Here is an 11,372-nt window from a genome sequence, read left to right on the forward strand (position 1 = left end):
GCACCGGCCACCATCTGCGGTGTCGGCCTGCTCGTCGCTGCCGCCGGGCTTGTCTGGCTGAGCCTGACACCACCGGTCGATAGTGCGCTGATGGCGCCGCTGATGCTGATCGGCGTCGGCATCGCTCTGCCCTGGGGATTGATGGACGGGCTTGCGGTCAGCGTCGTGCCAAGGGAGCGCGCCGGCATGGCGGTCGGCATCTTCAACACCACCCGCGTCGCCTGCGAGGGTGTGGCGCTGGCGATCGTCATGGCGACGCTTTCCGGCTTTGCCGCCGCGCAGCTCGCCGCATAAGGAATGGCATCTTCGACGGACGCAGCGGCGGCAGCCCAGTTGCTGGTGACCGGCAATCTCGGCGAAGCAGCACAACATTTGCCCCAAGCCGGAGCCATTGTTCTGGTCCAGGCCTACGAGACGGCGTTCGACAGGCTGCTGATCGTGTTGGCGGCGATCACCGTCGTCACCGCCCTTGTCGTCTTCCTTGGCCTGCGTCGCGTATCGGCTTCGGAGCGCGAAACCGCCCTGCCGGCATGCCAGGAAGGGTAGCCGTCAGCGGACGGGCCTCCCTATCAATCCAGCCTGTGCATCAGGTCGTCATCCAGCCAACGGCCGAAGAAATAGACCAGTTGCTTGTGCCACCACGGCCAGTCGTGGCTGACATCGCCGCCCCAGTAATCGACCCAGGCGGGAATGGATTTGTCGCGCAGGATCTGTTCCAACCTGCGCGTCTCGACCAGCATCCGCTCTTCCCAGGCGCCCTGCCCGCAGCAGAAGATCAGCCTGAGCGTCTTCAGCCGGGCCAGCAGTTTGGGATCGACGATGCCGGGCAGATAGTCGAGCGGCGAGTTGTAGAAGATATCGCCCTCGAGCGCCCTGCCGAAAAAATCGCGCGCCGAATAGACGCCCGACAGCGCGATGACGCCGCTGGCGAGTTCGGGAAAGCGGAAGACGAAGTTCGAGGAGTGATAGCCGCCCATCGAACAGCCCGAGAACAGCGGCTTCAGCTTGCGCCCGCCATTGGCCTGCTCGGCCGTGGACAGGAAGTCCGGCAGCGCTTCCTCGCGCACATAGCGGAAATAGGCCTCGTGGCGGGCAATGCGATGGGCCGCGTCGGCATGCTTGTCGAAGAAGGATTCCGAATCGACGCCGTCGACCGTGAACAGCTGGATGCGGCCGGTGTCGATGAATTCGGCCAGTGCGCCCACCCCGCCGGAATCCTCGAACTGGTAGAACCGGCCCTGCGAGGTCGGAAACACCACCACCGGCCGGCCGGCATGGCCGTAGCGCTTGTATTCCATGTCGCGGCCGAGTTGGCTCGAGAAATTCTTATGATAGGAAATGTCCATCGCCTCACGCCTTTTCCGCGTGGATGTACGCGACCGCTTCGCGCAGCGCTGCTTCGTCTTTCGAGCGCATCTGGTAGGCGTAATTTCCCATGGCGCGGCTGAAAACCTCTTCGATGGCCTGATGGTGGACGATCTTGTCGCGGTGCGCGGCTAGCACGTCCTCATGGCTGTGCAAATAGTGGAGGCGTCGCTTGCGGCTGGCATAGGCGGTGAAATATTTGCCCTCGTAAGGGCCGCCGGCGGCATCCCTGACCACCATGTCGGCCCACGCCGCATAGACATCGATGTCGAACGTATAGTTGATCGCATCGGTCATCCAGGCGCCGGGCGGGCGCATGTTGACCTCCAGCGCGATGACACGGTCGTCCTTGGTCTCGAACAGCTCGATGTGGAAGAAGCGTTCACGCACGTCGAATGCTTTCAGGATCTTTCGACCGGCCTCCTCGACCGCCGGGTTGATTCTGGGAAAGCAGGTATAGCTCATGTGGCGGTCCTTGTTGACCACCTCCATGACGCTCTGGTCGTAGCGGTGGCTGGCCGCCAGCACCACCTCGCCGTCGCGGTTGACCAGCCCGTCATAGGTCACCACCAGCCCCTCGATGAACTGCTCCATGACGAAGGTCACGTCCTCGGGCTTGTCCCGGAAGAACTGGTCGAGCTCCTTGGCGTTGGAGATCTTGAAGGTGTTCGATGCGCCGGAACCGCTGTCGGGCTTGACCACCACCGGATAGCCAACGCGCCGGATGAAGGTCATGGCCCCGGCGCGGTCGGAACATTTGCGCTGCGCGATGGTGTCGACGCCGCTCTTGCGGAAGAAGGCACGCATGCGGCTCTTGCGCTTCAGGTTCTTCACGAAATCGAGCTTGGTGCCGTAGATGTTGAAATCGGTGCGGATGTTGGCTTCCAGCTCCAGCCAGTGTTCGTTGAGCGATTCAAAGCGGTCGATGCGGCCCCACTTGTGGATGAAATGCCCCATTGCCCGGAACACCGGATCATAGTCCTCCATGTCGGCGACACGGTAGTACTCGCTGAGCGCCGCCTTCAGCTTGGCGTCGAGCGCGTCATAGGGCGCGTCGCCGATACCGAGCAGCCTGGCCCCGGCCTTCTTCAAACGGTCGCAGAAATCCGCGCCATTGGCGGGAAAATGCGGCGAGAAGAACACGAAATTCATGGACGACCCCTCCCGGCGACTGGACATCGCAACCCGTCGCCCAAGTCTGGCGCATTTGCCGCGCCTGGGGAAGAGCACGCGCGTCGGGGTGCCGCCCGTCTCAACCAGCCGACAGACAAATCGGACAACTCATCTGCTGCCTAATCCGGACGACTGCTTACGACACGGCCTGCCGAACTCAGCTGAACAAAGGCCTGGCGGCGGCAGTCAGTTCGGCGGTGTTGGCAGCCTTTGTGCCGAAAGTTTTTAATGATAGGAATTTTTTCTTGACTCCCTGCCCTCAGCTAAGGTACATTTTCATCCATGGTGCTGATTTGCGCCAGTGACCCGCCGCACAGGCGGGTTTTTCGTTTGACGCTTCGTCGGCCAACGCGCCGGCAAAGGCTCCGAAGAAGCCCGTTAACCCGGATTCGTTGTCCTGCACGGCCTGCGGCCCGCTTCATCCCCAGCCTCCATTCGCTGGCTATGAAACCGGACAACTCACGTGCTAATCCGGACAACTCATGTGCTTACGACACGGCCCGCGGCCCACTTGCCTCCCACAAGCCGCTCCTGTAAGAGAACCGCCATGAACACGCGCGCCAGCAACGCTTCCCGTCCGACCGGTTTTTCCGGCGAGACCGTGCGCGCGCTGGCTTCGACCCTGCTTCTTCTCGGCCTTATCGGCGATCGCCGGGTTCGCTGAAGGAGCGCCCGGCGGTCGAACCGCCGCGCAAGCGCATGCTCCTTGGCAATCACATCAAGCGAACGAAATTCTGGTAAAGGCGCCGCTCGCCATCAATCCACCTGAAGGTGGATCCATGAGCCGCCGGGAGAAACGACGATGAACGCACGAGAAGAGATCCGCTCCTATGCCGCGGTAGCCGACACGGATTCGGCCAAAGGCATGCACGACGCGGCTCGCAAATATCAGCCCTATCCGACCGTCGGTCTCACCGATCGCACCTGGCCCTCGAAGGTTATCGACAAGGCGCCGATCTGGTGCTCGGTCGACCTGCGCGACGGAAACCAGGCGCTGATCGATCCTATGGGCCATGAGCGCAAGGCACGCATGTTCGGCCTGCTGCTCGACATGGGCTTCAAGGAGATCGAGATCGGCTTCCCGTCGGCATCGCAGACCGATTTCGACTTTGCCCGCTGGTGCATCGAGGAAGGCAACGTACCCGCCGATGTCTCGCTGCAGGTGCTGGTGCAGTGCCGGCCGGAGCTGATCACCCGCACCTTCGAGGCGCTGAAGGGCGCCACCAACCCGATCGTCCATTTCTACAATTCGACCAGCGAATTGCAGCGTCGCGTCGTCTTCGAGAAGGACGTCGGCGGCATCAAGCGGATCGCCACCGACGCCGCCAAGATGATCACCGACATGGCGGCCAAGGCCGGCGGAGGCTTTCGTTTCGAGTATTCGCCGGAAAGCTTTACCGGCACCGAGCTGGAAGTTGCGCTGGAGATCTGCAACGCCGTCACCGAGATCGTCAGGCCGACCGCTGACAACAAGCTGATCATCAACCTGCCCTCGACGGTCGAGATGTCGACACCCAACATCTATGCCGATCGCATCGAGTGGATGTGCCGCAACCTCGACAACCGGGAGAACCTGCTGGTCTCGCTGCATCCGCACAATGACCGCGGCACCGGCATCGCCACCACCGAGCTCGGCCTGATGGCCGGCGCCGACCGTGTCGAAGGCACGCTGTTCGGCAATGGCGAGCGCACCGGCAATGTCGACATCGTCACGCTGGCGCTGAACATGTACACGCAAGGTGTCGATCCGTTGATCGACTGCTCGGACATCAACCGGATGAAGGACGTCTATGAATATTCGAACCAGTTGAAGATCCCCGAGCGCCACCCCTATGTCGGCGAACTCGTCTACACCGCCTTTTCCGGTTCGCACCAGGATGCCATCAACAAGGGCATGAAGGCGCTGAAGAAGGCCAATACGAGTCTGTGGGAAGTGCCCTATCTGCCGATCGACCCGGCCGATGTCGGACGCAGCTACGAAGCCATCATCCGCATCAATTCGCAGTCCGGCAAGGGCGGCATCGCCTATGTGCTGCAGGCCGATTACGGCCTCAATTTGCCGCGCAACCTGCAGATCGAGTTCAGCCAGGAAATCCAGGCGATCACCGATGCCGAGGGCAAGGAAGTGCCGGCCAGGCGCATCTACGAGCGCTTTCTCGAGACCTATGTCGACCAGCCCGGCGCGCGGCTGAAATTCCTCGATCACCACACCTATCCCAGCACCGAGATCAAGGGCCGGCGCGTCGTCGAGGCGGTCATCCTCGACAACGGCAAGGAACTGACGATATCGGGCACAGGCACCGGCCCGATCGACGGCTTCGTCGATGCGCTGTCACGTCATCTCGGTGTCGAGATGTCGGTGCTCGACTATTCCGAGCACTCGATGCAGCGCGGCTCGAACGCGTCGGCCATTTCCTATGTCGAGATGGAATATCCCGGCGGCAAGCTGTTCGGCGCAGGCATCAACACCAACATCGTCGCCGCCTCGCTGGAAGCAGTGATGTCCGCCGCCAACCGTATCGTCGGCAAAAAAGCCGGCTGACGCCCGACGGGAACAAAGATCGGAACCGTCCAATCTGGTGATCGGTTCCGACCTTTCGGGCCGTTAACCACCGCGGAATTATCCGGTGGGTACGTGATCGCATAATGGGGTGTATACTTGTGTGGTGGTGCGGGACCTATATGATCGCGCCTCAACCTGTGCCGACTTCGAGAGGATCGACACTTGCAGCATGCCACGCCTGCCGCCCCCGCAGTGCGCGAGACACTGGAGCGACTGCTTGCCAGCCAAACGTTCGGCCGATCCGAACGCGCGCGCAAGCTGCTACGCTATCTTGTCGAACGTGAACAGGCCGGCGAAGCCGACAGGCTCAAGGGCTTTTCCATTGCCATGGATGTTTTCGGCAAGGACGGCGATTTCGACCCGTCCACCGATGCCGTGGTGCGGGTGCAGGCAGGCAGGCTGCGCGAGCTTCTGCAGCACTATTTCGCCAATGAGGGAATTGCCGAACCGGTCCGCATCGCCATTCCGCGCGGCGGCTATGTTCCTGCCTATGAATCGAATGCGATCCGCCTGCCGGATATTGCCGAGGCTGTTCCCGAACTCAGGCTGGACGGCGCCGCATCCGCCGATCGGTCAAACGAAGCCGGCACGGGCACGCCGGAGGCGATGTCTCTGACTTCCGTACCGACTTCGCCTGCCCCCTCGGTGGCGCGCCATCTCCGCTTTTTCTGGATGGCGATCGCCCTGGTCATCGCCATGCTGGGCGTACTGATCCTTCGCCAGGGCAGCACTGCCTTGCTGGCAGGCGGCGACATCTCGGCAACGCCGGAGACCGCTGGCGCAACCGCAAGCATCACATCGTCGGCAAGGGCTGACGCCCTGCCGCAAGTCTATATCGGACTCAAGGCTGACGGCTCCGACGCCAGCCGTGTCGCCGCATCGCTGCGCGCCGGCCTGAGTGGCTTCGATACGATCGACTTCATCGGCCGCGACACCGTCAACGATCCAGCCGACGACGCTGCGAGCTTCATATTCGACATCCTGCCCGGACCGGACGCGGGCGATATCACGATAGAACTGCAAAGCATGGCGTCCGGACGGGTGCTTCTATCGCGCAATCTCACCCCTGCCGACAGCGCACCTGCGGCGGTCGAAGACCGTATTGCCGACATGCTGAGCTCGGCACTCCCCGCCTCCGGCACCATCTACAACTATATCGAGCAGACCGGCACGCCAAACGGTCTGACGCAGTGCCTGCTGCTCAACGGCAAATATTACCTCGACCAGAACGCCAGGACCCATGAGGCGGCCTATCGTTGCCTCGAGAAGCTGGCCAATGGTGGAACCAAGTCCTCGCTCGTCTATTCGGAACTTGCTTCCCTGCATCTCGAGGCGGTGTCCGATCATTACGCCTATCCGCCCAACGCGACGATTGAAACAGCCGTCGAGTTTGCCCATCGCGGCGTGCAGATGGGTCCGACCAGCCCTTATGCGCATCGCGCCTACGGCTATGTCAGTTCGCACCTCGGCAATACGGACGAATCAATCCGCTGGATGCGCAAGGCCTATGAACTCAACCCCTACGATCTCGGCATGGCCGCCGCTTACGGTTACGGGCTGATCTTCGCCGGACGCTACGCCGAGGGAACGCCGATCCTCGATCATGCGGCGGAGACCTTCAGCGGACACCCGACATGGTGGGACTATGGGCTGTTCGTCGGTGAGCTCATGCTCGGCGACACGAACAAGGCAGTCGCGGCCAGCATGGCACTGAGAACGACCGCAACGAAATCACACTATCTGGCGGCACGGCTGATCGGCGCCAAGGCTGCCGGACAGGACCATCTGGTGAGCACGCTGCTGAAACAGTTGACCACCGAGTTCCCCAAATTTGCCGCCGATCCGCGGGCGACTTTCGTCGAGCGGAAATATCCGGCCGACCTGACCGACCGGCTGGTTCAGGCGCTGCGCGCTGCCGGGCTCGGCAGCCCGAGCTGACATCATCGACGTCCGCGCACTGGCTGCGCCGTGTCCCGATGGATTTACTGCGCTCCGATCGCCGAATGCCGGTTGATCCCCAAGTTCTGTACACAACCGTACAAATCGCGAAAATTTTACTGGTCATCATGTCGGACTAGGAGCAATTCAGCCACGATTGGTGTCGCGCATTCTGCAATAACAAAAAATCAGCTTTCATGACCGCATCACTTTTTGCCGCCGAAGAGGGTGTTGGCTCGAAGGCCATCGTCCTGCTGCACGGTTTCGGCGGCTGCCACGATGTATGGCGCGAGGTGATTTCCGCCCTGACGCCTTCCACGCATACGCTGGCCTATGATCTGCCTGGGCATGGGATGTCGCTCGACTTTCCCGCCGCCGGTCCGGCCAGGGTGGCGGCCAAGGCCGTGCTGACCGACCTCTCGGAGCGTCGGCTGAAGCGCGTTCATCTCGTGGGCCACTCGATGGGTGGTGCCGTGGCGGCGCTGATGGCGCTGGCCGAGCCCGAAAAGATAGCCTCGCTGACGCTTCTGGCGCCGGGCGGCCTTGGCCCCGAAATCAACGGGCCGCTGTTGCGCCGCTATGCCGAAGCCGCGGATCGGTCCGAGATCCGCTCCTGCCTCTCCCAGATGTCGGGACCTTCTGCCCTGCCGCTCGAACATACGGTGGACATCCTTTGGGAAATGCGCAGGCGACCCGGCCAACTCGAAAAGCTGGTCGGGATCGCGGCCGCCATGACCGTGGACGATCGGCAAGGCGTCATCCCGCACGATCGCCTCGATCGGCTGAACATGCCGGTAATGGTGGCATGGGGAACCAGCGATGCGGTGCTGCCCTTTACCCAGGCGGATGACCTGCCGGCGCATTTTCACGTGCACCACGTGCTGGAGGCGGGCCATATGCTGGCCGAGGAAGCACCCGACCTCGTTGCCGAGATCATTCGCCGCAACACCAGCCGCCGCGCCAGGCCGCACCGCCAGAAATTCGCCGCCGCAGCCAGCTGACCTTTTCGCGCACGACGACCCTCCTGAGCACCCCGACGCCGTCGATCTCGCCAGTGCATTTTGCCGGCGGCTGTGTTAACCCAGTGTTAACCAAACCCACGAGGCAGACGCCGATGAAGGAAGCAGGCGAGAAGACCATCGACCAGTCGAAGAAACTGTCCGATGCCATCCGTGATGTCAAAAATGCCTTCGCCGACCGCGACGATGTCGTCGTCGACATGCGCGAGGCGCATCGCATGCGCCTCGATCTGCTTGCCGCCGAGCTGGCGCCGGTTTTTGCCGATGTTCCGGCCGACATGGACAATTTCGACTTTGTCGTCTCGTCCGGCTTGCAGCCGCGCCTGTGGATCGACGCCATCAGCCATGTCGCCATGGGGCGCGACCGCCGCACCTATCGCTTCCTCAAGGACACCCGCATCGGCCGGGTGGTGCTTGCCGAATCCACTGAGATGAAATCGGTTGCCGATTCCGTGACGCGCTATGTCGCCGAGCGCATCGTCGAGCGTCAGAGGATGCTGGAAGGCGGCGTCGAACCCGCCGTCGCCGGCCTGAAACGTGCGTATGTGCCAGAAGCCGAACCGCCGCTGCGCGCGACGGAGCGCGGCAAACGCTGGTCGGCCCTTCTGTCCGGGCTTGGCCTGGTCGCTGCCGGCGCATTGGTCGGCCTTGTGGTGTCGGTCGTCCTGTTCTGGGACCGCATCATGGCCATGGTTGTCAATTTGCGGCCATAGCGGCCTCGGCGCCAAGCTCCACCGTCTGCAGATCGGATGGCGGTATGGACGGCCCGGTCAGGCCGCGCCGTGTCAGCCGGATCCGCCAGTTTCCCTTTTCACCGTCGATGTCGAACAGATTATACTGCGCCGCCGGGTGCTTGCCACCCGGCGCCTGGCCGGCGGCAGCGACACCGACCGCCGGGATCCTGACGCCTCGACCGCCGATGAAGAACAGCGACGGCAGATGCGAATGGCCGTGCAGCACAAGGTCGGCGCCATGGCGGCGAATGATCTTGTTGAAGCGGGCGATGCCGAACAGCCGCTTGTGCTGCGGGACCGCGCCGCGCACCGGCGGATGATGGATCATGATGACGCGGAACAGCCCCTGTCCGGCAGTGTCCTGGAGGATTTTGCCGAGCCTATCCCCCTGGCCTTCCATGAAAAACCCATTGGCCATGAAGGGTGCCGTGGCGCGCGCCGTCGAGACGCCGATCAGCGCGACATTGCCGCGTACACGCAGATAGGGGAAGGCGTTGCGGTCGACCGGCGTGTTGACGCCGTCGCCGCTCATCCACGCCGCCCAGGACCGGCAGACCTTGTCGAAGGCGCCTGGCACATAGGCGTCGTGATTGCCCGGAACGACCGAAACATCATGCGGCGGCCCCAGCGTCTCCAGCCAGTGCCTGGCCATCTCGATCTCGCCGTCGAGCGCCAGATTGACCAGGTCGCCGGTGACGGCGAGGTGATCAGGCGTGTTCGCCTTGATGTCGGCGACGATCGTGTCAATGACCGCATCATGCATATGGCGGCGGCGGTTGCGCTGCCAGTTGACATAGCCGAGCACGCGCTTGGAGGCGAGATCGCGATAGGATACATCGGGGAGCGGCCCCAGATGGACATCGGAAATATGCGCGAGCCTGAACATACAACCTTCATAGGCGACCCGCGCGCGGCTTTCCACCCACGGTTTCGCTATCAATGACGAGCCCTGAAGATGCCTTCCGCCAGACCGGCTGGCCAGGGTTGAGGGCCAGGCTGTTCCATCTCTATTTCGTGCTGCGGAGGCCGATGACGCTTGGCGTGCGCGGCCTGATCCACGACACAGCGTCCAGATCCGTCTTCCTTATTCGCCATACCTATGTACCGGGCTGGCAGCTTCCCGGCGGCGGCGTCGAAGTCGGCGAGACGATGAACGAGGCGCTGGCCCGTGAACTGGCCGAGGAAGGCAACATCGCACTGACCGCCCCGCCGGTGCTCAAATCGATGCATTTCAACCGCCGCTCCAGCCGCCGCGATCATGTCGGCCTTTATCTGCTCGAGCATTTCAGCCAGACGGCGCCGAAGCTGCCGGACCACGAGATCGCCGAAGCCGGCTTCTTCCCGCTCGACCGCTTGCCGCGGGGCACGACGCCGGCGACGCTGCGCCGGATCGCCGAGGTTTTTGACGGCGAGCAGCCCTCGCCCTACTGGTAGGTCAGGCCGCCGCTTTCTCGAAGCGGGCCCGGTCATGCCGTGCGGCATAATCGAGATCCGGTCCGACAGGCACGATCCGCGTCGGATTGATCGTCTGGTGGCTGCCGTAATAATGAGCCTTGATGTGATGCATGTTCACCGTCCCGGCCACGCCAGGGACCTGATAGAGATCGCGCAGATAGTTGGACAGGTTCGGGTAGTCGGCGATGCGGCGCAGATTGCATTTGAAATGGCCGACATAAACCGGATCGAAGCGCACCAGCGTGGTGAACAGCCGCCAGTCGGCCTCGGTGATACGACCACCGACGAGATAGCGCTGTTTTGCCAGTCGCTCCTCCAACGTATCCAGCGCCGAAAACAGCTCGCCGAAAGCCTCTTCATAGGCGCGTTGCGTGGTGGCGAAGCCGGCGCGATAGACGCCGTTGTTGATGGCGGGATAGACCAGCGCATTGATGCGGTCGATCTCGCCGCGCAACGCCTTCGGATAGAAATCGAAGCTGGCGTCGCCCCAATCATCGAAGGCTGAATTCAGCATGCGGATGATTTCGGAAGACTCGTTGGAGACGATGGTCTGCTCCTTTTTGTCCCACAGCACCGGCACAGTCACCCTGCCCGAATAGGCGGGATCGGCCTTGGCATAGATCTGGTGCAGGAAGTCGAGGCCGTAGAGCGTGTCGCCCGTGGCGCCGTCCTCAGCTACGAACGTCCAGCCGTTGGCGCCCATGAAATGATGCACCACGGACACCGATATGATGCCCTCCAGCTTCTTCAGCGCACGAAAGATCAACGTCCGGTGGGCCCACGGACAGGCAAGCGAGACATAGAGGTGATAGCGGCCGGGCTCGGCCTTGAAACCGCGCGTCCGGCCTTCGGCAGGCGCCCCGCCAACGGTGATCCAGTCGCGCCATTGCGACTGCGCCCGCACGAACCTGCCACCATTGTCCGCCGTATCGTACCAGCGGTCCTGCCATCTTCCTTCGACCAGCAATCCCATGCGAATCTCCTTGCGTCCTGTTGGTTGATGTAGGCGCAAGGCTGCCCTGTCGAAGACGTCAGGTGCTGAACAGACCGTCACTTGGCCGAAATGACGGACAGAAACGGCCGATTGCAGCGGCGGGAAATTGATGCTAGCGGACAATCCGCATG

At 62.5% G+C, this 11,372-nt stretch carries 9 protein-coding genes and 1 pseudogene; 6 read left to right on the top strand and 4 right to left on the bottom strand.

Annotated features, from left to right (window positions below):
• Positions 1-546, top strand: a pseudogene (locus EN879_RS10780) (MFS transporter); the annotation flags it as partial.
• Positions 547-569: 23 nt separating this feature from the next.
• Here the strand turns inward: EN879_RS10780 and EN879_RS10785 are convergent.
• The gene (locus EN879_RS10785) at positions 570-1,346 is read right to left on the bottom strand and encodes an esterase family protein (RefSeq protein WP_063168865.1); all 777 of its coding nucleotides are present in this window, start codon (positions 1,344-1,346) and stop codon (positions 570-572) included.
• Positions 1,347-1,350: 4 nt separating this feature from the next.
• On the bottom strand, positions 1,351-2,517 hold the full coding sequence (locus EN879_RS10790) for an ATP-grasp domain-containing protein (RefSeq protein ID WP_063168866.1): 1,167 nt from the start codon (positions 2,515-2,517) through the stop codon (positions 1,351-1,353).
• Positions 2,518-3,340: 823 nt separating this feature from the next.
• Here EN879_RS10790 and leuA point away from each other — a divergent pair.
• From leuA to EN879_RS10815, 4 genes are all read left to right on the top strand, one after another.
• On the top strand, positions 3,341-5,080 hold the full coding sequence (leuA, locus tag EN879_RS10800) for a 2-isopropylmalate synthase (RefSeq protein ID WP_127274048.1): 1,740 nt from the start codon (positions 3,341-3,343) through the stop codon (positions 5,078-5,080).
• Positions 5,081-5,263: 183 nt separating this feature from the next.
• A complete protein-coding gene (locus EN879_RS10805) occupies positions 5,264-7,039 on the top strand; it encodes a hypothetical protein (protein ID WP_063168867.1) in 1,776 nt (591 codons plus the stop codon).
• A 197-nt stretch (positions 7,040-7,236) separates the two neighbouring features.
• Positions 7,237-8,040, top strand: coding sequence for an alpha/beta fold hydrolase (locus tag EN879_RS10810; RefSeq protein ID WP_024504511.1), 804 nt, complete (start codon positions 7,237-7,239; stop codon positions 8,038-8,040).
• Positions 8,041-8,153: 113 nt separating this feature from the next.
• Entirely contained in the window at positions 8,154-8,771 is a 618-nt protein-coding gene (locus tag EN879_RS10815) for a hypothetical protein (protein ID WP_063168868.1), read from the top strand.
• Here EN879_RS10815 and EN879_RS10820 read toward each other — a convergent pair.
• The gene (locus tag EN879_RS10820) at positions 8,755-9,678 is read right to left on the bottom strand and encodes a metallophosphoesterase (protein WP_013529920.1); all 924 of its coding nucleotides are present in this window, start codon (positions 9,676-9,678) and stop codon (positions 8,755-8,757) included. The genes EN879_RS10815 and EN879_RS10820 overlap by 17 nt on opposite strands.
• 53 nt (positions 9,679-9,731) lie before the next feature.
• Between EN879_RS10820 and EN879_RS10825 the strand changes: the two genes are divergently transcribed.
• Complete coding sequence (locus tag EN879_RS10825) at positions 9,732-10,226, top strand: NUDIX domain-containing protein (RefSeq protein WP_063168869.1); 495 nt, start codon at positions 9,732-9,734, stop codon at positions 10,224-10,226.
• Between the two features lies 1 nt (position 10,227).
• Here the strand turns inward: EN879_RS10825 and EN879_RS10830 are convergent, their stop codons facing one another.
• The gene (locus EN879_RS10830; RefSeq protein WP_063168870.1) at positions 10,228-11,220 is read right to left on the bottom strand and encodes a glutathione S-transferase family protein; all 993 of its coding nucleotides are present in this window, start codon (positions 11,218-11,220) and stop codon (positions 10,228-10,230) included.
• Between the last annotated feature and the right edge of the window lie 152 nt (positions 11,221-11,372).

The organism is Mesorhizobium sp. M7A.F.Ca.AU.002.02.1.1, assembly GCF_003998535.1.
Taxonomy (GTDB): domain Bacteria; phylum Pseudomonadota; class Alphaproteobacteria; order Rhizobiales; family Rhizobiaceae; genus Mesorhizobium; species Mesorhizobium ciceri.

Coding starts and splice junctions, on each gene's coding strand:
- EN879_RS10785 (WP_063168865.1), bottom strand. CDS start 1,346: ATGGACATTTCCTATCATAAGAATTTCTCGAGCCAACTCGGCCGCGAC.
- EN879_RS10790 (WP_063168866.1), bottom strand. CDS start 2,517: ATGAATTTCGTGTTCTTCTCGCCGCATTTTCCCGCCAATGGCGCGGAT.
- leuA (WP_127274048.1), top strand. CDS start 3,341: ATGAACGCACGAGAAGAGATCCGCTCCTATGCCGCGGTAGCCGACACG.
- EN879_RS10810 (WP_024504511.1), top strand. CDS start 7,237: ATGACCGCATCACTTTTTGCCGCCGAAGAGGGTGTTGGCTCGAAGGCC.
- EN879_RS10815 (WP_063168868.1), top strand. CDS start 8,154: ATGAAGGAAGCAGGCGAGAAGACCATCGACCAGTCGAAGAAACTGTCC.
- EN879_RS10820 (WP_013529920.1), bottom strand. CDS start 9,678: ATGTTCAGGCTCGCGCATATTTCCGATGTCCATCTGGGGCCGCTCCCC.
- EN879_RS10825 (WP_063168869.1), top strand. CDS start 9,732: ATGACGAGCCCTGAAGATGCCTTCCGCCAGACCGGCTGGCCAGGGTTG.
- EN879_RS10830 (WP_063168870.1), bottom strand. CDS start 11,220: ATGGGATTGCTGGTCGAAGGAAGATGGCAGGACCGCTGGTACGATACG.